The following is a 21790-nucleotide window of genomic DNA, read 5'->3' on the forward strand; positions in this document are numbered from 1 at the left end:
TGAAAGCCCGATGGGGCTCCAGAACGCGCTTACGGTGTCCGCCCATCTTGCCCGGCGCCACCGAGCCGGTGGCACGGCAACGCTGCGACCACTTCACCACAGAGGAAACCGCAACGCCAAAGCGCGAGGCAACCGCACGGCAGGTCTCCCCGTCGACAACTGCCGCTACTGCACGCTCACGAAGATCATTTGAAAGCGCTCGCGTCATCAGATGCTGGCCTCCAATCCAGCCAGCATCTTGAATCACAAACATCCGGTTTTGGGAATCCTACGATTCTCCCAAAATAGGAAATGCTCTAGTGCGGGTGACCCGAGCCAAAATTGTCACCGCGGCAACACCGGGAGTTCCACAAGAACTTGAGTATTGGCCGGCTGTTTGTTCGCCTCAATCGTCCCGAATAGGTGCGCACATTGCTCCGCACTGCCCGACCGCGAAGTCGTCAGCTCCGGCAATTAGCGACCGAGCCTACCCGCGAGTTCACATAATCGCGCCAGGCTTGGAATAGTTTGGCGGCAGCCTCGGTATATGCAGCATCGAGGTGAAGTTTTGTCCGTTCTTGCCGTTTTGGGAAATTTCCGGGTGCTCAAGCACGTCGTCTCAGGCGCCAGAGTGCGGGAGATGCGTGAGGACGATAGAGGATCGGCGCCCACGTGCTCGCGCCCGAAAGTGCTGCCAATCGGACCCTGCATCCCCCTGCCCTGTTTCCTGAACTGGATCGATCCTGCCGGGGAGCCTTGTCCTGTCGATCATCGCTCGAATTCCGGCCACTGTCGGGCCACAGCTGCGGAAATGACGCTGAAACGAAGAGCGTATATCAAAAGGAGGAAACCATGACAACCGATCGAACACTGTCGCAACGCTTCGACGAATACCAACCTTCCAAGACACTTTGGTTTTGGTCGCTAGTGGGTGCTGCTGTACTGACGATGGTCGTCGGCTTCACCGCCGGTGGCTGGACGACGGCAGGGACGGCATCGGCGATGGCGAAGACATCCGCCATCAAGGCCAAGGCTGAACTTGCGGCCAATCTTTGTGTGGAGAAATTCATCACTGCGTCCAACGCGAGCGACAACCTGGCCAAGCTGAAGGGAACGTCTTCCTATCAGAGAGACAGCTTCATCAGCGACGGCGGGTGGGTCAAACTGGCCGGCGTGAAGAAAGATGTGCCAGGCGCCGCAGATCTATGTGCGGACAAATTGGCAGCGATGGACACAATCCCGGCGAACAGTGTAGCTCAGGACAACACCAAGAGTTGATTGCCGATCTTGGACTTTCGCCAGGCAGCGCTATGCCGAGCGACCGTCGCAATGGAGGCTGACCATGTATGAAGCGTGGTTTCAAGGGCCGGTGCCGGTGGCCACCAGCATATCTGGGAGACAGCAGCTTTCCAATCAGGCAGCCACCAACGTTGAAACGAGTTCGGCGCAACCAGGCATCGAATTGGTCCCAGCATTCCAAGCGCCGATCGCAGTTTGGGCAAGATCTCACAGGCGAATGCAGGACCATCTCGCCACAGCGCAGCCGAAGGATCGTTATGCGTGTTGAAAAGGGGAATTTCGGCCAGCCCACGCCGAACCTGATTTCAGGTCCATCGACAATCCAGATCGAGGCCACGGGGTTGAGGACGTTGATCGGCTCGTAGGAGTCCAGACTGTGCCGGCCTTGACGTGCCTGTGCGGGATGGCTCGCGTCAGCCATGGATAGTGGACTACTCGGGGATGTCCGAGGGAATGCGCAGGCTTTTGCGCATGGCCAGCCATTCTCGAAGCGCAAGGCGAATGACCTCCAACCGATCGAGGCTCATCTCGGCGGCGACTTCCGAAATTGCCGTTTCAGTGCGCACATCAAAGGCTATCGTCGAAGCACGTAGCATGGCCGCGGCCTGAAGATCGGTGTGCCGCATGGCCGTATCCTTCTTCCCAGCAGTCAAGGCCCTTCTCGTGATCCTCCGTTGGCGTTTTGGCTGATTTCCGCGCCGCCGTAGTCCCGGAGCGCAACGATCCAATTGTCTCTTATCGTCACCAGGACGAGGCGAGATCCGTGCGGGTAGTACCTGGGCAGAGCCGCTGCTTGATGCGCCAGGACGGTCCCGTTCAGCCCACACCGTTCACCGCCGAGCAGCCAGTTCTGGTGCTCGCTGTCTCGCAGAACGGCAATGTACTCTCCGTCACCCGGCGCATTAGCCTGTCTCATCAAAGTGCTCGGTTAGGAGGGTCTCGTTTGCGCAAGCAACCAGCGGAATCGTGGCCCCCTGTTGCCTAGCTTGCGACAACCACAGTGAACGGTTTTCCTGCGACAGCCCTTTCATTGCAGAGCGCGCGGCGGAGGTGATCTCGAAACCTCCGCAAGACGCACATTGGAATTCGATCTTGCGAAGAGTGACGTCGGCCTCGAGCGCCGTGCCGGTGCAGACAGGACACGTGGCGGGAAAATACCGCCTTTCGAATGACAAGACGTTCATTGTTCTGTCTTTGCTATTGGCGCGCTGGCCGTCGCCGACCGATCAAAGCAAGTCCAACCTATACCTTTCCAACTGATCACGAACGGTACGGAGTTCCATAGACCAATTGCTGAGCGCATTTGTTTACCTCATGCCACTGCCAACTTTTTAGCCCCTGATCTTCGCAGAGACGTTTCTTCGCGTTGCCACTTCGATTTGCTTTGCTTCCACCTCAAGCCGGTCCGGCGCGGCCGAGCCCATCAGGGCGTAGGCTGTGCCTCCCGATTGCCAATAGACTGTCGGGACGCGACCGTCGGTCGCTGTGGTCGGCGAAACGGCGTCCTCGCCGTTCATCGGAGCCGCGACAAGTGTGATTCGACCGGCGCTTGGTGTGTCGGCCGTCACGACCAGGCTTTGCTGTCCGTTCCAAGGCTGTACTTGGACATCCTTCACCACCCACACCGATGGAAGGGTCGGCATGCTGACGTTGACGGCGCCAACCAGTCGCTCGATCTTGTCCTGCTTCGGCTCGGTGCCCGTCTCCGGACCTGCATTCAGTTGTGCCACCCGCAAGGCATCTCGGGCGGCCAGGATGAAGGTCTCATCGGCTGTCTTGCCTCCCTGGCGAAGCGGCACGGTCAGCGAGTTGGCCGACCACCCGATCGCAACCAGCGCGACGGCCGCGACTTGAAGTCTGAGCAATGCGAACATCTTCCTGCGGCGAAACGCCCTCTCCAGCTGCCTGGCTTTCTTCAGGCTCACGCTGGGCGGAAACAACCGCCGGGGTTGGGACTTGCGCAACGCTTCCATGCGCTGCGCGTGGGCAAAAACCTCTGCCGCCTGTTCCGGATCGCGGGCAAGCCTGGCTTCCAGCTCGGATCTCTGCGAGGGCGACAGCTCGCCATCCAGCAAGCGGCCGATATCCTCTTGCGATACACGATTATCGGGCCACATAACGCCCTCCCACGACCTTCAAATGAGGGGAAGCTCCATCGTCCAAATTTTCCATGTTGTGCTTCAAGGCAGCGCGAGCTCGGCTAAGCCGGGACATCACGGTTCCTGGCGGCAGTCCAAGCAGTTCGGCCGCTTCGGAGTAGGTAAAGCCCAGCACTCCAACCAGATGGAGTATTTCGGCCTGATCGGCCGGCATTCGCGCGAGCGCCCTTCCGACTTTGGAGAGCTCGGCGCAATGTTCTTGTGATGGCGGCCACGCCGTGTCGGACGTGTCCGCGACGGACGCCAAGCGTCGTCGGTCAGCATTGGCCCGGCTAGCGCCGGTCAAAAAAGTGTTCCTAACGATCCGGATCAGCCAGGGAAGCAGCGGTCTGGAGGTGTCATAGCCGCCCGCCATCGACAGCGCACGGGCGAGAGCCTCCTGCACCAGATCGTCGGCGTCTGAATCGTTGCCTGTGAGCACCCGGCCGTAGCGCCAAAGATCCTCCAGATGCGGTATGACGTCGATCGTCGTTTTCATCCCGTCTCATACTGCGTTAGCCCGAGCGCCATTTCCAACTCGGACTCTTCGTCTGCCGGCCGAAAACCCGAGGATCGGCCCAGCGGTCAGGGACAGGGACAGGCAACCGCTGGGCCGATGGGAGCGTGCTCCTCCCGCCTGCAAGCTGCGAGAGGCAAGCCACCCTCCAGCACTCGCTACCGCTCCCTGTATCATTGTGACGATCAGTTTATGCGCCACGCATTTCCGTTCACCCTCGTTCTTGCGCCATCTACTGAGCTGTGCCGGATATTATTCCATTCCAATCGAACTTTTTTGCCGCGCTTTTGCGAAGGACCGTGGAATAAGATCCCTTGTTCGTCGGTATCTTCGGGTAATCGTCTAACCGGGTGCCCTTACGAGGATGGTGATGCAACTTGGCAAGTTCATCGCAAACACCTTCGCCGCAATCCTGGCGCTATGCGCTCTCGCCATCGTATTTCTGGTAGCGGGAAGACCGCTCTTCCCGAGGCGTCAGGCGCGAATGGTTATCATTCTGCCTGCCCATTCGGATATCACAGCCGTAGTCAGCAGCTCGCACCCGCCTTTGCCCGCGACCTTTGATCTTGCTCTTGCACCCCTTAGGCCAGTCAAACAGGGCTGAGCATGCTTTCTTGAATCGTTTCGTCCGCACCTCATGCGGCGGCCTGCGGCAAGGGTGGGTACAGCTAGAGTGGCAAGCGCTCCAGCGCTGCTACGGCCATCATGACGCCGCGCAACTCGGCAAGCCCCTTGAGGCGGCCGATCATCGGATAGCCAGGATGGGTCAGCTTGCCGACGTCGTCGAGCAACTCGTGACCGTGGTCAGGCCGCATCGGGATGCGCCAGTCGCGCCGCCCTTCCTCGAGCCGCCGCTTTTGCTCGCGTAGCAATATCGTAACCACGGCCACCATGTCGGTGTCGCCCCCCAAATGATCGGCCTCCATGAAGGAGCCGTCCGACTCCTTGGCCACATTGCGAAGATGAGCGAAATGGATCCGTTCGGCAAAACGCCCCGCGATCGCCGGCACGTCATTGTCCGCCCCCGCCCCCAGGGAACCGGAGCATAGCGTGAAACCGTTCGAGCGCGACGAAGCTGCATCAAGGATGAGGGCGATGTCCTCGGCATTTGATATGATACGCGGTAAGCCGAACAATGGGCGCGGCGGATCGTCGGGGTGTACGCACATATTGATGCCGACCTCTTCGGCGGTAGGGATGACGGCAGCAAGAAAGCGCATGAAATTCTGCCGCAATTCCGCCTTCCCAATGCCGTGGTAGCGAGCGAGCGCCGCCTTCAGCCCCGGCACGTCATAGCGCTCGTAGGCGCCAGGCAGGCCGGCCATGATGTTGGCCAGCAAGCGCGAGCGGGCGCTTTCTGAAGAGGCGTCGAACCATGCTGTGGCTCGTGCCAGGATCTCGGGCGTGTGCTCCCTTTCAGCACCGGTGCGTTCGAGCATGAAGCAATCGAAGGCAGCATATTCGTGCGCATTGAAACGCAACGCCGAGGCGCCTCCGGGCAGCGGCGCGGACAACTCGGTGCGGGTCCAGTCGAGCACTGGCATGAAATTGTAGCAAACGGTGGTGATGCCGCAATGGGCCAGGTTTCTGAGCGATTGCCGGTAGTTGGCGAAGAGCGGATCCAGATCGCCGTCTCCGGATTTGATGGCCTCGTGAACCGGAAGGCTCTCCACGACGCGCCACTCCAGGCCGAGCCCGGCATCGGCAATCAGGCGCTTGCGCTTTTCGATCTCATTGATGCTCCACACGACGCCATAGGGGATGTGGTGCAGCGCGGTGACGATGCCTGTCGCTCCAGCCTGCCTGATATGGGGGAGGCGGACGACGTCGTCCGGTCCGAACCAGCGGAAGGTCTGTTCCATCGCTTTGCGATCCTTGCGTATTTTTCAATGGGAAAGTGGGTGTGGCCGTGACGGTTACTCGTCGGCCTGGATCAGATCGGGCCGGCTGGCCGCCAGGCCACGCGTAATCTTCAGCACCTCCGACAGGTGCTCGCGCATGGCGATTTCCGCCGCCGCGACATCGCTGTCGATCACGGCCTTGAAGATCGCCTCGTGCTGGGCGATCAGTATATCGACCGGGGTGATCGCCGGCAGGCTGAGGAAGCGCAGACGATCGAACTGCGCCTTCTCGCGCTCGATGACCCCCCAGACACTGCTCTGGCCGATGCCTCGGGCCAGGGCAGCATGGAAATCGTCATCGGCTTCGGTGAAGCGGGCCGCGTCGCCGCCAGCATCGCGCTGACGGGAAAGGGCGGCACGAATATTCCGTGCGGTTTCCTCGCTGATTCCGTTGGCAGCGGCACTCCGTGCTACGGCGACCTCCAGCGCCTCACGCACGAAGCGGGCACGCTCCACGGCCTTGAGCGAGATGCGGCGCACGAAGCTGCCGCGCTGCGGCAACACCTCGATCATCTCTTCCTCGACCAGGCGGATCAGCGCCTCGCGCACCGGCGTGCGGCTGGTGCCGAAACGCACAGCCAGTTCGTTCTCCGACAGCCGCTCGCCGGGGGTCAGGCGCAACGAGACGATGTCCCGCCGCAGCGCTGCATGGATCTCACGCACCGAAGCAGGCATTCCGCGAAAGCCGGACAGGCTGGTCGATCGGGTCGCCGGGAGGCCCTTGGTCACGTCCATCCTCCTATTCAAAGAACAGGCTCGGCAGCCACAGCGATATGGCGGGTATGTAGGATACAAGCATCAGAACGATAATATTGCAGATCAGGAAGGGCACGACGGCCTTGCTGACTTGGGCAAGCGAAACCTTGCCTATATTGGCGGCGACGAACAGGCATACGCCGACCGGCGGCGTGGTCAGGCCGATCATCAGATTTAGGATACAGAAGATTGCGAAGTGGATCGGATCGACGCCCACCTGCGTAGCCACTGCCAGCAACGGCGGAAACAGGATGATCAGGGCGGCGATCGTTTCCATGAAGGTGCCGACGATCAGCAGCAGAATGTTGATGAAAAGAATGATCAGGTACTTGTTCGTCGTCACCGCTAGCATCGCTGCCGCGATCGCCTGCGGGATCTGCTCGCTCGTCATGATCCAGCCAAAGACGTTGGCAAGCCCGACCAGCAGGATCAACGCGCCCGACCCGACTGCGCTTTCCAAGAGGATGCCAGGCAGGTCTTTGACACCGAATCCCTTGTAGACGAACAGGCCGACAAGGAAGGCATAGAGCGAGGCGACGATGGACGCTTCCGTGGGCGTGAACACGCCGCCGACGATGCCAACCAAGATAATCAGCGTCATAAGGATCGCCCAGATCGCGGCGCGGCTGGAACGCAGCAACGCACGGAAGCCGACCCATTCGCCCTTGGGGTAGCCGCGCCGGCGGGACAGGATATAGACAGTAATGAGCATACCGAGACCGAGCAGCAAGCCGGGGATCGCGCCGGCCACGAACATCTTGCCAACCGATAGGCCGGTGAGCGTTCCGGCAATGATCATCGGAACGCTGGGCGGAATGATCGGACCGACCGTGGAGGCGGCGGCGGTGAGTGCCGAAGCAAAGGGGGCATCGTAGCCTGCCTTTTTCATCGCCGGGATCATCACTGCGCCGATCGAGGCGGTTTCCGCGACTGCCGTGCCCGATATGCCGGCGAAGATCATCGAACCGGTAACGTTGGCCAGGCCGAGCCCTCCCCGTATGTGGCCGACAAGCGCGTTGCCGAAACGCACGATTTGGTCGGTGATGCCGCCGCCGTTCATGAGATTGCCGGCCAGCACGAACCCGGGGATGCACAAGAGCACAAAGCTGTCCATGCCCGAATACATGAACTGCGCCACGACCGTCAGGTCGATGTCGGCGAGATAAAGATAAATGGCCGACGCGACGCCGAGCGCGATCGCAACGGGCACGCCGAGGATGAGGCAGACGGCGAAGCTGCCGAAAAGGGCCGCGACCAGCATTAGATCAGCTCCTCGTGTCGCATTGGCTGTCCGAAGCCGAACAGCCGGGCCAGCGAGAAAATGGCAAGCGCGACCGGGATAATCAGCACGGTGACGTAGACGATAAGCATCGGTGCGTCGAGGGAGCGTGCGCGCTCGCCGACGCTTCCCGAGACATAGGCATAGGCGCCGGGAATGACCGCGAGGCTGAACAGGATCGTGATGATGTCTGCCACCCGCTCAACCTGGCGCCGGGCGTGGGCTGGCAGGGATGCGGTGAAGAGATCGACATTGACCAGTTCTCCACGCAGCACGGCGAGGCCGCACGAAAAAGCGACCATGTGCAGCAAGGCGAAACGCGCCACCTCTTCAGTCCAGGCCGGGGACGGGAAGCCTGGCAGACGCCCGAGCACCTGGACGGTCACGACGGCGATGAGAACCGCGAAAGCAAAAATGGTTCCAGCCTTGCAGATCGCCTTCAGGCCAGCCAACAGCATGCCGACGGTTCGTTTCATGGGCTCCTCCCAGACAGAGGCCGGGCCTTCATCGCGGACCGGCGTTGTTGGTGCTTTGTGCGCAGAGGCCGCCCAAACGGCGACCCCGGAGCACTCGTCTACTTTGTGCCGAGAATCTCCTCGTAGAGCGGCTTCAGGTCGGAGCTGAGCGAGGCGGTTACTGCATCCTTGCCTTTGGCGGCGAAAGCCTTCCTGTCCACCTCAACGAACTCCATCCCCTTGGCCTTCAATTCGTCGGCAATGCGAGCCTCGTCTGCCAGGAAAAGCTTGCGCTCGAATTCCTGAGCCACCTTCGCCGCCTCCCGGATGGCCTTCTGCTGCTCTTGTGGCAATTTGCCGAGCTTTCGGCTGCCGCCAACGAGATAGATCCAGCTGAGCACGTGGTCGGTCTTGTTCAGATACTTCTGCACCTCGAAGAAACTTGCCGACTGGATCAGTGCCAGCGGGTTCTCCTGCGCGTCAACGACGTGGCTCTGCAGCGAGGTGAAGACCTCGGAAAAGGCCATCGGTGTCGGCTTGGCACCGAGCGCCTGCCAGAACGAGACGAACAGCGGCACGTTAGGCACACGCAGCTTGAGACCGGCCAACTCATCGGGCGTACGGATCGCCTTATTGGCCGTCAGCTCGCGAGGCCCCCGCGCGAACCAGGTCAGCGGCACGAGTTTTGTCTTGTCCTCGATATCGGCGGCGATCTTCTGCCCGACGGGGCCTTCGATCACGGTCTCCATATGGTCGAGATCGCGTATGGCGTAGGGCACTGCGAGCAAAGCTGCCAGCGGCGCCCAGTTCTGCAGCGACTCACCGGTGATCGTGAAATCGACGGTGCCGAGTTGGATGCCTTTGATGAGGTCGGTTTCCTTGCCTAGCTGCTCGTTCGGAAAGACTTTGATTTCGATCTCGCCGTTGGTGCGATTGGCAACCTCGTCGGCGAACTTCAGCGAGGCCTTGTGCCAACTGTTCTGCTCGTTCGCGAGGTGACCCAGCTTCAGTACGGTCTTGGACTGGGCACGGCCAACGATGGTGATGCTGGCGCCAACGCCGAGAGCGGTGGCCAGCACGCCGCGACGTGAAATTCTCGTTGCAAACATAGTCGTTCCTCCTTCAGTGGTTATGGATCAAAGTCGAGATGGACCTTGACGACCTGCCCCGGTTCGCTCTCGATCAGCGAAAACGCAGCCTTCGCCTCGGCGGCGGCGAAGGTGTGGGTAATCATGGCGGCCGGACTCAACCTCCCTTGGTCAAGCCAGCCGACAACTTGCGGCAATAATTTTTGGCTGAGTCTTGAGCCGTGCAGCGACAGTTCCTTCTTGACGATTTCCTGCTGACTGACGTTGCACGGTGCGGGCGAAAAGCCGAGCAGGCCTATCCGGCCAGCAGGACTTGCCAGCGCGCAGGCCTCCGCCAGAAGTGCGGGGACGCCTGCGCCGTCGATGACCACGGACGGCCCGAGACCTTCATTCTCACCGGCGACGGCGAGCGGTACAGTTTCTTTCGCGGAGTGGATAACGCGGTCGGCTCCGAAGGCCTCCGCGCGCGCCAGGCGGTTGGCATCGAGATCAGCAACGATCACCCGCGCGCCATGGAGCTTTGCCACCTGAAGCACGGTCAGGCCCACTGTGCCAGCGCCATAGACCAATACCACGTCGTCAGCCGAGCAGCCGGTTCGCGAAAGGACGTTGGCGGCGATCGAGAAGGGCTCGGCAAGCGCGGCGATCTCAACGGGCAGCGTCGGCGTCAATTTCACCGCATTGGCGGCGGGCACGACAATCCGATCGCGGAAGCCGCCGTCCCGATGGACGCCCAGCACTTCCAGATTAGCGCAGACATTCGAACGGCCGAGACGACAGGCATAGCAATGGCCGCAGGAAACAACCGGGTCGACGACGACGCGGTCGCCCAGTGCCAGCCCGGACACCTGCCGCCCTACCGCCTCAACGACTCCGGCAAATTCATGGCCGATGATGCGTGGATATTTTGCAAAGGGATTGGTGCCGTGAAGTATATGGATGTCCGAGCCGCAGATGCCTGCGCGCTGCACACGCACCAGCACATCATCCACCGCCACCGCGCCAGGCTCGTTGTCAACTAGGGTAAGCTTGCCCGGTCTTTCAACGACGACGGCAACCATGTCCGCTCACTTCCATACTAGTGTGCATCACTTGTATGGAAGTTTACCCAACCTGTCAAATTGTGCTCCTTCCCAGGCTAGGGTTTCCATCTCGTGTCGAGCCTGATCACTCCCTACGGTCGCACATCGGGGCCTTTTTTGAGTGGATGAAATCGGTGATGTGACGTTGCCGCCGAACGTGCCATGGTTGGATCACGCCGTTCGAGCACCCGCGCGGCAGCTGCCCTGGCTTGTTCGAGCCGACCGAGCTTCGCGAGCGCGGCCGCCAACTGCACATAAATGATTGTAGTGCAGAATTGGCCTGAACGGTCTTGCAAGCGCCGCGGTAGGCTCCGTCAAAGCAGCCACGCAGCAAATGACCGCCGCCTGCGCACCGAAAGCGGCGAAAGCCCATGGGTCAGATGGGCTTTCGCCGCATGCCTCGTTGGCTCCACTGGATGAAGCCTCGGCGCCCCCTGCCGCTTCTGGCCACGACCGCGGTCGTGAGGCAGGCCGCATCCGCCGGCTCGTCGGTCCATGGGGTCCGGAGGGCGAGCAGGTCCAGAAGGAGTTTAGCGATGACCGGCCACAGTACCGATCTGGCGGCATACCGGACTCTGTCAGGCGAATGAGACCAACGGGCTTGTCGCGCTGGGCCGTGACGGCGGAGATCTCGCTCTCGATGTGATCGAAGGCCGGTCGTAGGCTTCGCAGCAAGCGCTCTCCGCCGACGGTCACGGACAGGCTGCGTCTGGTGTGTCAGATCAGCCGGGCTCCCGCTGCTCCAGCGTCCTGATAGTGTCGCTGAGCGCCGATTACATCGGGTCCAATCGAATGGCACGTTCTATAAAAGACGATTATTGCGATGCAATTCAATGGGCTCCACCGCGGCGTCGCTGTCGAACAGCTCAGCCGTTTGGCTTGCCCTCACAGACCCGGCGCGCGGATTTCCCGCACTCGGCACTGACCAAGAACTGGAATGGTGCTGCCGTTTTACAAATCCTCCATTCCCCCGTAAGATCATCATCGGAGAACAGTCCGATTCATATGATGGCTTTTGGCATTGATCGTCTGGAGGCGCCATGCAAGGTTCAGGTCGGCAAAGGCCGCGCCGTTCGCTATCGTCGCGGGTATCGGACGCCTTGCGGGCGCAGATCGAGGCTGGCTATTACGCGCCCGGCGACAAACTGCCGACCGAGCCCGCGCTGATCGACCGGTTCGGTTTCAGTCGCACGGTGATCCGCGAGGCGATTGCCGCCCTTCGCGCCGACGGATTGGTCGAATCCCGCCAGGGAGCCGGCGTGTTCGTCATCGGTCCCCGCCAGATCGATCCGGGTCTGAAACTGTTCACTGGCGAGACCGACAAGATTTCTGATATCATCGAGGAGCTCGAGCTGCGCATCGCCATCGAAGTCGAGGCTGCCGGACTTGCAGCGGCCCGGAGCTCCCCTGCTCAAGAGGCTGAAATCCAGGCGCAGGTCGATCATTTCGCGTCGCTGATTGCACAGGGAGAACCGACCGCCGAGGCCGACTTCCTGTTCCATATGGCGATCGCCACAGCCACCAACAACGCTCGCTTCCGGAGCTTTCTCGAACATGTCGGGCGTCGCATGATTCCGCGCGTGAAGTTCCGCTCGGTGATGGGCGGCGTCGATCCCCTGCCCAGCCGGGACGAACCGATCCTGCTGGAACATCGCGAGATCGCCGATGCGATCCTGGCGCGCGATCCCGACCGGGCCCGTGAGGCGATGCGCCGACATCTGGTCACCGGCATCAAGCGCTACCGGTCGCTGACCGCGTGGAGGCCGGCCCCGAAATCCGATGGGGACGGTTGACTCATCTCAAAAGTCATCATATGAATTTTCTGGTCATGAACGAACAAGATGAGAGGAAATTCGTTGTCGCCGGAAGAGATAAAATCGCGTGTCGGTTCAGGACTGCTGTCGTTCCCGGTTACTCATTTCACCGAGAATCTTGAGCTCAATCTCGACAGTTACCGCCGGCACGTGGAGCGGCTTTCCAGCTATGAGGCAGCGGCGCTCTTCGCCGCCGGCGGCACCGGCGAATTCTTCTCGCTGGCGCCTAGCGAGGTGGGGCAGGTTACCGCCGCGGCAAAAGAAGCCGCGGGAAATGTCCCGATTATCGCCGGTTGCGGCTACGGCACGGCGCTCGCAGTGGAGACGGCAAGAATCGTCGAAGCGGCGGGAGCCGATGGCATGCTGCTCCTGCCCCACTATCTGGCGGAAGCCCCGCAGGACGGCATCTTCGCTCACGTCAAGGCTGTATGCGATTCGACCCGCCTTGGCGTCATTCTCTACAACCGGGCCAATTCCGTCGCCAGCGCCGATACTGTGGCGCGCTTGGCGGAAGCATGCCCGAACCTGATCGGGTTCAAGGACGGCACCGGCAGGATCGATCTGGTGCGCCACATCACCGCCAAGCTGGGCGACCGGCTCTGCTACATAGGCGGTATGCCGACGCATGAGCTTTTCGCGGAAGGGTTCAACGGCGTCGGGGTCACCACCTATTCATCGGCGGTCTTCAATTTCGTACCCGAACTGGCCCTGCGCTTTTATCGCGCGATGCGTTCCGGCGACCGGACGATGATGGAGGAAATCCTTCACAGCTTCTTCTTCCCGTTTGCAGCGCTGCGCGACCGCAAGCCCGGCTACCCTGTTTCGATCATCAAGGCTGGCGTCGATCTCGTAGGTTATACGCCGGGGCCCGTGCGTCCGCCGCTCGTCAATCTGACACAAGACGAACGCGAGGCGCTGCGCGGGCTGATTGAGGCCGCGCGCAACTGATCATCGGCGGTGCGACGGCGAGCGGATGGCATTGTCGCGTGGAGTGTCATTGTTTCAATCGGGAGGAATGCATGAGAAGCGCAACTATAATCATGGTAGGCGTCCTGCTCGCAGGCGGATGGATCGGCTCGGCCGTGGCGCAGGATGCGTCCGAAGTCCGCATCGTCCTTCCAGAACAGCCGGCAAACCTGGAGCCATGCGGCACCATCATCACCAATATCGGTCAAATCCTGGCGCGCAACGTGGTCGAGCCGCTGACGATCATCGACGCGGCCTCGGGCCAGGCAAAGCCCGGTCTCGCTACGGAGTGGACACAAAAGGATCCAAACAGCTGGACGCTCAAGCTTCGCGAAGGCGTGAAATTCCAGGACGGCGCACCATTCAACTCCGAGGCGGTGAAATTCTCCATCGAGCGCATGACCGGCGGGAAGTTAACCTGCAGCAACATCGCAAAATTCGGCGACGCAAAGCTGACGGTGAAACAGGTCGACGACCTGACCGTCGAAATCATCTCGGACAAGCCGCAACCTATCCTGCCGACATTGCTTAGCGTGGTCATGATCGTCTCGCCGAATACGCCTGTGGACAGGGCGGTCAACGATCCTGTCGGCACAGGACCCTACAGGATTTCCAGCTTCACCCCGCAAACCGTCGTACTCGAGGCGTTCGACGGCTATTGGGGCAAGAAACCCGCCATCACCAAGGCGAGCTATGTCTGGCGCTCGGAATCCTCTATCCGCGCCGCCATGGTCGAGACCGGCGAAGCCGATCTGACGCCTTCCATCGCAGCCCAGGATGCTAGAAATCCCGAGACCGACTTTGCCTATCTGAACTCCGAAACGACCGCGATCCGCATCGACGCCGGCTTCGCGCCGTTGAACGACGTTCGCATCCGCAAGGCGCTCAACCTCGCCATCGACTGGGACGGGCTGGCGCAATTGTTCGGCCAGGATATCAAGCGCGCCTCGCAGATGGTCGTACCCGGCATTAACGGCCACGACGACAAGCTGGAAGCCTGGCCATATGATGTCGAAAAGGCCCGCGCTCTGATCGCCGAAGCCAAGGCTGCTGGCGCGCCGACCGATACGCAGATCCAACTCATCGGTCGCAACGGCATCTATCCGAACGGCGCCGAAGCCATGGAGGCCGTGATGGCCATGTGGCAGGATGTCGGGCTGAACGTGAAATTGACCATGCTCGACGTGAACGACTGGCTGCGCTTCCTGCAGAAGCCGTTCCCGGAAGGCCGCGGCCCGAATCTGCTGCAGATGATGCACGACAACAACAAGGGCGACGCCGCCTTTACCATCCCAATCTTCTACACCTCGAACGGCAGCTATTCGACGGTCAGCGACCCGGCGCTCGACGAACAAGTTGCGAATGCCATGGCATCCACCGGTGAGGCGCGCACCACGAATTTCAAGGCGATATTCGACAAGGTCCGCAACGACGTGGTGACCGACGTTCCGATGTTCCATATGATCGGCTACACCCGTGTTGGCAAGCGTTTGGACTGGAAGCCGGACATCTCTACCAACAGCGAAATTCCGCTGGCCAATATCGCTCTCAAGAACTGAACCGGCGTGGCAGGCGAGGCGTGGGCACAGCTTTTCGCGCTTCGCCTGGCCTTCAAGCGAATTCAGAGGCTCCGCATGATGCTCGGTTATATCGGGCGGCGGGCATATCACAGCATCCTCTGCGTGATCGGCCTGTTGACGCTCGTTTTCTTCCTCACCCGTTTGACCGGTGACCCGTCGGCGCTCTATCTACCTCTCGACTCAAGCATCGAAGCCCGTCAGGCTTTTGCGCGGCTCAATGGGCTCGACCAGCCCGTCTACGTGCAGTTCCTCCACTATCTGCGCGATCTGCTGTCCCTCGATTTCGGCGAGTCGCTGCGCCAGCATCGCTCGGCCATCGATGTCGCACTCGAGGCCTTTCCCCAGACGCTGAAGCTCGCGGTTGTCGCCATGTCCCTATCCATCGTGCTGGCCATCGTCGTTGGGGCCCTGGCGGCCGCCCGCCCCGGCAGCCTGTTCGATCGCATCGCCGGCCTTATCTCGCTGGCGGGGGCCAGCACACCGGATTTCTGGATCGCCATCGTTGGAATTCTCGTGTTCTCCGTCGGCCTGGGTATCCTGCCCACTTCGGGAACCGGAAGCATCCTTCACTGGATCATGCCGGTCTTCGTCCTGACGCTGCGGCCGTTCGGCCTTCTGGTGCAGGTTGTGCGTGGAACGATGATCTCGGCTCTGGCGTCGCCCTACATCAAGACAGCCCACGCCAAGGGCTTGAAGCGCCGCAAGATCATTTTCGGACATGCTCTGCGGAACTCGCTGCTGCCGGTCGTCACGGTGGCGGGGGATTTGACCACCGGGCTGATCAACGGCGCCGTGGTTGTCGAGACCATCTTCGGCTGGCCCGGTATCGGCAAGCTGATGATCGATTCCATCATCCAGCGCGACTTCGCCGTGGTTCAGTCGACCATCTTGGTGACAGCAATCGCCATTTTCATCGTCAATATCGCGATCGACCTTCTCTATGTCGGCCTCGATCCGCGCATCCGCTACTAGGGAGCCGACGGTGACCGACGTGACCTCGCCTTCGCCAAAGTCGCCCGGAAGCGCGCGGCAGCTTGCGATCTATCTCACCCGGGACAAGTTCGCTTTGGTTGCAGCGGCGTTTCTGACGCTGCTGCTGCTTTGCGCTCTGTTCGGTCCGCTGCTTGTCGGAGAACAAGCCGCCAAGCTCGGCCTTCGCCAGCGCAATCTTCCGCCCTTCTCGACCCAACAGGGCTGGATCTATATGCTTGGCGCAGACACCCTGGGGCGGCCGATCCTTGCCCGGCTGGTCGTCGGAGCGCAGAAGACTCTTACCATTGCCGCGGCGGCCGTTCTCTGTTCGATGATCGTGGGCGGCACGCTCGGTCTCGTCGCCGGCTATTCGGAGCGCTGGTACAGCCACGTCATCCAGCGGCTGGCCGATGTGGTGATGAGCTTTCCTTCGCTCCTCCTGGCGCTGATCGTGCTCTATACGCTCGGTCCCAGCATGCTCAATCTTATCATCGTGCTGGCCATCACGCGCATGCCTGTCTTCATCAGGACGGCGCGCGCCGAGGTTCTGGAACTTCGCGAGCGCATGTTCGTCAGCGCGGCCAGGTCCATGGGGGCGAGTTCGACGAGGGTATTGGTGCGCCATATCGCACCGCTGGCCTTGCCGACGCTTGTGACTATCGCAGCGATCGACGTCGCCACCGTCATCCTGACAGAATCCGCGCTGAGTTTCCTCGGCCTCGGCATCCAGCCGCCGGACTTTACCTGGGGCGCCATGGTCGCCAACGGCCGGGGCTATCTCGCGACGGCCTGGTGGATCGCATTCTGGCCGGGGCTCGCCATCCTGCTCACGACGCTATCTCTGAACGTTCTGTCTAGCTGGGCGCGAACGGTCGCGGATCCACAGCAGCGCTGGCGATTGCAATCGTTGCGAAAGATCTCTCGATGACGGAAGCAGCCACACCTATTCTGACCATCGACGGGTTGACGGTCGATTTCTTGTCGGAAGGCGACCCGGTGCGTGCGGTCGACGAGGTCTCGTTTAATGTCTGCCGTGGCGAAACGCTCGTCATTCTGGGTGAAAGCGGCTCCGGCAAGAGCGTCAGCACAGGCACCGTCATGGGGCTGATCGATTGCCCGCCCGGTGAAGTCGTGTCGGGTTCCTTTGTCTTGGATGGGATCGACCTGTCGCAACTGGACGAGAACGGCCGGCGTGAATTGAACGGGCGCCGCATAGCCATGATCTTCCAGGATCCGCTGGCCTATCTCAATCCCGTCTACACGGTTGGGCGGCAAATCGCCGAGGTCTTCGAAAGCCATGAGGCCGGCGAAGGCAGCGCGGTCCGGGAAAAGGTGATCGCGCTTCTCGAGCGTGTCGGCATTCCTGACGCGCAAAAGCGCATCGACTATTATCCGCATCAGTTTTCCGGTGGACAGAGGCAGCGTGTGATGATCGCAATGGCGATCGCCCTCAAACCCGACATCCTCATTGCCGATGAACCAACCACGGCGCTCGATGTCAGCATCCAGGCCCAGATTCTCGATCTCCTGCGCGATCTACAGCGGGAAACCGGTATGGCGCTTATTATGATCACCCATGACCTGCAGGTTGCGGCTGCCATGGCGGATCGTATCGTCGTGATGAATGCTGGCAAAATCGTCGAGACCGGCAAGGCCGAAGACGTCTTCAAGCAACCAAAACATGCCTACACTCGGGGGCTCGTTACAGCCCTGCCTGATGCGTATTCAACCGCAAAACCACGACCAGATCGCCAGGACGAAACGCTTCTGCGGGTGGAGCATCTGAGCAAATACTACACTCTCAAATCTTCTGTCTTTTCGGCCAAGCGCGAATTCAGGGCTGTCGATGATGTCAGTTTTGCCGTTCAGCGCGGCGAGACACTCGGGATCGTGGGGGAATCCGGTTCCGGCAAGTCGACTATCGCGCGGATGCTACTGCGTCTCAACGAACCAACTTCCGGACGCGCCGTCTTCGCCGGTGAGGATATATTCAAGCTGGAGAATGTCGCTCTAAAGAGATTCCGCAGGCAGGTGCAGATGGTGTTTCAGGACCCGTTCGGCTCTATGAACCCACGCATGAACGTCCGCGCCATCATTTCTGAACCCTGGGCGATCCACCGGGACATCCTGCCGCGCAATCGATGGAAAGACCGCGTGGTCGAGCTTCTTGAAGTGGTCGGGCTCAGGGCTGAACATGCCAACCGTCACCCGCACCAGTTTTCCGGCGGCCAACGACAGCGCATCGCGATCGCACGCGCGCTGGCGAGCGAACCGGAGCTGATCGTCTGCGACGAAGCCGTCTCGGCCCTGGACGTATCGATTCAGATGCAGGTGATCGAGCTGCTTACCGATCTTCGCCAGCGCCTGAGCCTGTCCTACATTTTTATCACTCACGACTTGCCTGTCGTTCGCCGGTTCGCCGACCGCATCCTGGTGATGCAGCAAGGCAAGGTTGTCGAGGAGAACAGGACGGAGGCTTTGTTCGCTGAACCACGGCACATATACACCCGCAAACTGTTACACGCCGTTCCACAACCAAAATGGTTGGACGGGAGCCGAATGGGTAGTGTGTTTGCGAATTCTCCAGATTAGTGAAATTGGGGCTAAAAGTGACCCGGGCACCGGCGCACGCAACTGCCTGACCGCGTTGCTCTTTCGTGAATTTTTCGCGGCGCTCACAATAGTGGGTTAAGGGATTCTCCTAACCCGATTAATCCGTAGCAGCCGACATCGGCCGACCGAGGGTGACGCGTTGATCCACATGGAACGATCGCGGAGCCTGCGAGCCTCTGGCACCTCGGCGTTCCATCAGGATTTCACGATCGGCTCCGTTCCGGCGCCCCGATCGGCGGCTGGCGCGGGGTAAGAGCCTATTCAAAAGCAGGACAGCACAAAAAACGGTCGGCCTGGCGTACGTCTCCCAAAGCGGGCTTCGGCTTCACGTGTTCGCCAGACGAATGGCGGCGACCGATAGCGGGGGCAGCGCAATTTTGAGGACCAAGCTACCGGCCTCGCTCTTGGTCGCGACCGGCTCGCTGCGAAGCTCCGAAATATTTTTGAGCTCATCCACGGTCGGCGCGTCAAGATATTCGGGCTTGCCCATTTCTTCCCAGCGGCGCTTGGCGTTGGCGTGCTCGGCGTCGATGCGTTGCACGCAAGCCGAAGTCGCGCTCGATGCGGCTTTCAGCGTGAACAACACCTCCTCGGTCTCGATCGGATGACGCGGCAGGGCGAAATTCGTCAGTATCAGCGTGGACGCGCGATCGCCGCGGACGAACCAGGCGTCCACCGTCTCATGAGCGCCCTCGACCGGCAGCATCTCGGTGCCAACTTCATGCAGCAATTGAAAGGCACGATAGGCCGGCTTGGCGATGCCGTGGATGTTCAACAGTCCGAACCCGCCCTGGAAGGGCAGCGAGGGAAAAAAGTTCTCCTCGAAAATATCGGAGAAAGTCCAGTAACTGTATCCCTGAACCAGTCCGGTCGCTTCCAGAACGGTCTTGACGATGAACGCGGCGGCATATGGATCATCATGCAAGGGATCGCGCGGGTTCGAGGAGGTGCACCATTCGGTATAATAGAGGGGCACATCGCCTGCCTGCTTGCGCGCGCCTCGCGCTTCCTCGCGCAACGCGCTGCGTTTGCTGGCGGCGAGCTGCGCTTCGGTATCGTCGCCAGGTTGGCCGAAATCATCGGTCGGATAATGGTGCGTGCTGACGAAGTCAGCGGGCAGAGCGCTTGTCCGGCAAAAATTCAGGAAATCCCCGATCCACGCATTGTCGGCCGTCGCCGGACCGCCGACCCGCAACAGCTTGTCGACACCCTTGATGGCTTTGGCGGTATAGCGATAAAGCTCGAAATAGTCGCTTTGCTTGCCGCTGCCGAAGGCGGTCAGGTTCGGCTCGTTCCAGACCTCGAAGAACCATTGGCGCACCTCGTCCAGGCCGTAGCGGCCCACCCAGTGGCTCACCAGTTTGCGGATCAGCACCGCCCATTGGGCGTAGTCCTTCGGCGGCGAGATATTAGCGCGATAATGAAACACGGTTCTGTCGCCCGAAGCCAGAACACTGGGCATGAAGCTCAATTCGACGAAGGGCCTCATACCGATCGAGCGCAGAAAATCGAAGATGAGATCGGCGTTGAAGAACGAATAGAACAATGTGGTGCCCTCGCCGATCAGCGTGCCCATCTCGTCGCATAATATCCCGTGGAAGCGGACATAGCGCATGCCGAGCTCGTCATGCGTTCGCTTTAATTGCGCCTGCCAGTCTGCACGCAGGCCGAGCGTGGCGTGCCCACTGCCGATCGTGTGTTCCCAGAAATGCGGCAGTGCCGTCGCCGGTCCGTTGAGATCGCATGAAAATGTCGCCGTCATACAAGCCGCCCGCCACGCGCAGCGCGTTGGCGATGATTGTCAGTGTGGGATTGACCACCGCGATCGAGAGAAGAAGCTCGCATCGCCATCCCTGCGCCGCCATGTTTGCTTCGTCTGGTAGGCGCCGACCACGAACACGGTCTTGCAATCCCAGTTGGCGCGCGAGCGCGGCAGGTAGCCGCCGCGCTCGATGAGCGACACGCGCAGTCCGTTCCGCGCCAGATGATGGCCGAGCGAAGCGCCGCCAGATCCGCTTCCGATGACGATGAGATCATATTGCCGCCCATTCCGATCAACCGTTGGTCGAAAAGCCAGGAAAGAGGGTCATGCCGCCATCGACGAAAAGCGTGGTGCCGACAACGTAGTCGGACTCGTCGGACGCCAGCCAGACGGCTGCCCGCGCGATGTCCTCCGGCAGGCCGATGCGCCCATACGGAATCAGCGTCAGCAGGCCCTTGAGCGCTTCGGGCGTATCCCAGGCGGAGGTATTGATGGGCGTGCGTATCGCACCCGGCGCGATGGCGTTGACACGGATGCGTCTTGGGGCAAGCTCCTGCGCCATGCTTTCCATGAGCAGCTTGATGCCACCCTTGGAGGTGGCGTAGTTCGCATGGCCTGCCCACGGGATTTCCTGGTGCACCGAACTGATGCAGATGATCTTGCCGGCCGCGCACGAGACTGACGGCACCACGCCGCGCCGCAGGAACTCGCGTGTCGCAGCCTGGGCGCAAAGGAACTGGCCGGTCAGATTGACGCCGAGAACCTTAGTCCAGCTCGCCAGCGGCATGTCAGCAAACGCTGAGTCGCGTTGCAGGCCGGCATTGGCGACAAGGATGTCGATGGTGCCGAACTCGCGCACCGTGCGCTGGAACATGTCTCCAACCTGATCTTCCATCGAGACATCGGCCATGTGGGCGATCGCCTTGCTGCCGGCCTGATGGATCTGGTCCACGACGGCCTTCGCGGCGTCCTCGTTTTCGACATAGTTCACCACCACGTCGGCGCCCGCCCGGCCAAGAGCAAGGGCGACGCTTTCGCCGATGCCTGAATTGGCCCCGGTTACGATGGCTTTCTGCCGCGCCAGAGGCTTGTGATCGGCCATGGAGAACTCATTCGAAGAGAAGGTAGCCTCGGACTAAATTATGCCAATGCCAGGTCAGCCGGCTCCCATGAAACGCAAGCGAAGACCAAAAGGTCCGGCTGGCGCCATTACAATGCGGTAACGCGCAGGAACATGAATGTGATCGCGGCTTGCGAACCAATTCAACGCTCCAACGTAAGAGTGGGTCGAGAGTGCGCCGATCGCGCACGGATGATCCGGCGCGAACTTCGGCCGGAGCCCGAAGAATGCATCCGATGCCCGCCATCCTCGCCACGTTCGCTGTACGCTGCCTGTTGGGCGTGCTGTTTCTGCCTTTCAGCGCGCCGGACAAGGTGCTGAAGTTCAAGCGGGCGAACAATCAGGCGGCGAAACTTGTCTTGGCATCGATCATTCGGCGGCCGCCGTTTCCAACAGCGCCGGGAGCGTCACGCCCTACGAGAACCTCGGCCTGTCGTGCCAGCCCGTTCCTTCAGCCTGGGCGCCATCC

At 60.9% G+C, this 21790-nt stretch carries 21 protein-coding genes; 7 read left to right on the forward strand and 14 right to left on the reverse strand.

Features of this window, described 5'->3' with window-relative positions:
- The coding region (locus tag FJ426_RS25915) for a helix-turn-helix domain-containing protein (RefSeq protein WP_348643714.1) at window positions 1–208 on the reverse strand (208 nt) is incomplete at its 3' end.
- A 623-nt stretch (window positions 209–831) separates the two neighbouring features.
- Here FJ426_RS25915 and FJ426_RS25920 point away from each other — a divergent pair.
- Entirely contained in the window at window positions 832–1257 is a 426-nt protein-coding gene (locus FJ426_RS25920; protein WP_140825569.1) for a hypothetical protein, read from the forward strand.
- A gap of 452 nt (window positions 1258–1709) precedes the next feature.
- Here FJ426_RS25920 and FJ426_RS25925 read toward each other — a convergent pair whose 3' ends face one another.
- The 9 genes from FJ426_RS25925 to FJ426_RS25970 form a co-directional block, all read right to left on the reverse strand.
- Window positions 1710–1904, reverse strand: a complete 195-nt coding sequence (locus tag FJ426_RS25925; RefSeq protein WP_140825570.1) for a hypothetical protein — start codon at window positions 1902–1904, stop codon at window positions 1710–1712.
- A 705-nt stretch (window positions 1905–2609) separates the two neighbouring features.
- On the reverse strand, window positions 2610–3395 hold the full coding sequence (locus FJ426_RS25930; protein ID WP_140825571.1) for a hypothetical protein: 786 nt from the start codon (window positions 3393–3395) through the stop codon (window positions 2610–2612).
- Window positions 3382–3915 (reverse strand): sigma-70 family RNA polymerase sigma factor, encoded by a 534-nt coding sequence (locus FJ426_RS25935; RefSeq protein WP_140825572.1) that lies wholly within the window; start codon window positions 3913–3915, stop codon window positions 3382–3384. The genes FJ426_RS25930 and FJ426_RS25935 overlap by 14 nt, the downstream gene beginning before the upstream one ends.
- Before the next feature lie 686 nt (window positions 3916–4601).
- Window positions 4602–5795 (reverse strand): mannonate dehydratase, encoded by a 1194-nt coding sequence (uxuA, locus tag FJ426_RS25945; protein ID WP_140825574.1) that lies wholly within the window; start codon window positions 5793–5795, stop codon window positions 4602–4604.
- Window positions 5796–5849: 54 nt separating this feature from the next.
- Window positions 5850–6563 (reverse strand): GntR family transcriptional regulator, encoded by a 714-nt coding sequence (locus FJ426_RS25950; RefSeq protein WP_181176991.1) that lies wholly within the window; start codon window positions 6561–6563, stop codon window positions 5850–5852.
- Window positions 6564–6573: 10 nt separating this feature from the next.
- Window positions 6574–7851: a TRAP transporter large permease gene (locus tag FJ426_RS25955; RefSeq protein ID WP_140825576.1), complete on the reverse strand. Its 1278-nt coding sequence runs from the start codon at window positions 7849–7851 to the stop codon at window positions 6574–6576.
- Entirely contained in the window at window positions 7851–8345 is a 495-nt protein-coding gene (locus tag FJ426_RS25960; protein WP_140825577.1) for a TRAP transporter small permease subunit, read from the reverse strand. The genes FJ426_RS25955 and FJ426_RS25960 overlap by 1 nt, the downstream gene beginning before the upstream one ends.
- A gap of 98 nt (window positions 8346–8443) precedes the next feature.
- A complete protein-coding gene (locus tag FJ426_RS25965; RefSeq protein WP_140825578.1) occupies window positions 8444–9433 on the reverse strand; it encodes a TRAP transporter substrate-binding protein in 990 nt (329 codons plus the stop codon).
- Window positions 9434–9453: 20 nt separating this feature from the next.
- The gene (locus tag FJ426_RS25970) at window positions 9454–10473 is read right to left on the reverse strand and encodes a Zn-dependent oxidoreductase (protein WP_140825579.1); all 1020 of its coding nucleotides are present in this window, start codon (window positions 10471–10473) and stop codon (window positions 9454–9456) included.
- Window positions 10474–11534: 1061 nt separating this feature from the next.
- Here FJ426_RS25970 and FJ426_RS25985 point away from each other — a divergent pair.
- From FJ426_RS25985 to FJ426_RS26010, 6 genes are all read left to right on the forward strand, one after another.
- Window positions 11535–12287 (forward strand): FadR/GntR family transcriptional regulator, encoded by a 753-nt coding sequence (locus FJ426_RS25985; RefSeq protein WP_140825580.1) that lies wholly within the window; start codon window positions 11535–11537, stop codon window positions 12285–12287.
- A 63-nt stretch (window positions 12288–12350) separates the two neighbouring features.
- Window positions 12351–13256 carry a 5-dehydro-4-deoxyglucarate dehydratase gene (kdgD, locus tag FJ426_RS25990; protein WP_140825643.1) on the forward strand — a complete coding sequence of 302 codons (906 nt, stop codon included), beginning with the start codon at window positions 12351–12353 and terminating at the stop codon, window positions 13254–13256.
- Window positions 13257–13327: 71 nt separating this feature from the next.
- Window positions 13328–14833, forward strand: a complete 1506-nt coding sequence (locus FJ426_RS25995) for an ABC transporter substrate-binding protein (RefSeq protein WP_140825581.1) — start codon at window positions 13328–13330, stop codon at window positions 14831–14833.
- A gap of 78 nt (window positions 14834–14911) precedes the next feature.
- Window positions 14912–15826: an ABC transporter permease gene (locus tag FJ426_RS26000; protein WP_181176997.1), complete on the forward strand. Its 915-nt coding sequence runs from the start codon at window positions 14912–14914 to the stop codon at window positions 15824–15826.
- 10 nt (window positions 15827–15836) lie between these two features.
- Window positions 15837–16754, forward strand: coding sequence for an ABC transporter permease (locus FJ426_RS26005; protein ID WP_140825583.1), 918 nt, complete (start codon window positions 15837–15839; stop codon window positions 16752–16754).
- Entirely contained in the window at window positions 16751–18418 is a 1668-nt protein-coding gene (locus tag FJ426_RS26010; RefSeq protein WP_140825584.1) for an ABC transporter ATP-binding protein, read from the forward strand. Before FJ426_RS26005 ends, FJ426_RS26010 begins: the two co-directional genes overlap by 4 nt.
- A gap of 346 nt (window positions 18419–18764) precedes the next feature.
- Here FJ426_RS26010 and FJ426_RS26015 read toward each other — a convergent pair whose 3' ends face one another.
- Genes FJ426_RS26015 through FJ426_RS26025 form a run of 4 tightly spaced genes read right to left on the reverse strand, consistent with a single transcriptional unit; the run spans window position 18765 to window position 21303 of the window.
- A complete protein-coding gene (locus FJ426_RS26015) occupies window positions 18765–20156 on the reverse strand; it encodes a glycosyl hydrolase (protein WP_246675615.1) in 1392 nt (463 codons plus the stop codon).
- Window positions 20065–20304, reverse strand: a complete 240-nt coding sequence (locus FJ426_RS31890; RefSeq protein WP_246675616.1) for a hypothetical protein — start codon at window positions 20302–20304, stop codon at window positions 20065–20067. Before FJ426_RS31890 ends, FJ426_RS26015 begins: the two co-directional genes overlap by 92 nt.
- Window positions 20241–20516 (reverse strand): FAD-dependent oxidoreductase, encoded by a 276-nt coding sequence (locus FJ426_RS32200; RefSeq protein WP_140825644.1) that lies wholly within the window; start codon window positions 20514–20516, stop codon window positions 20241–20243. The genes FJ426_RS31890 and FJ426_RS32200 overlap by 64 nt, the downstream gene beginning before the upstream one ends.
- Window positions 20494–21303: an SDR family oxidoreductase gene (locus tag FJ426_RS26025; protein WP_140825586.1), complete on the reverse strand. Its 810-nt coding sequence runs from the start codon at window positions 21301–21303 to the stop codon at window positions 20494–20496. Before FJ426_RS26025 ends, FJ426_RS32200 begins: the two co-directional genes overlap by 23 nt.
- Window positions 21304–21790: the final 487 nt, after the last annotated feature.

Origin of the sequence: Mesorhizobium sp. B2-6-4, assembly GCF_006441495.1 — a bacterium.
GTDB lineage: Bacteria > Pseudomonadota > Alphaproteobacteria > Rhizobiales > Rhizobiaceae > Mesorhizobium.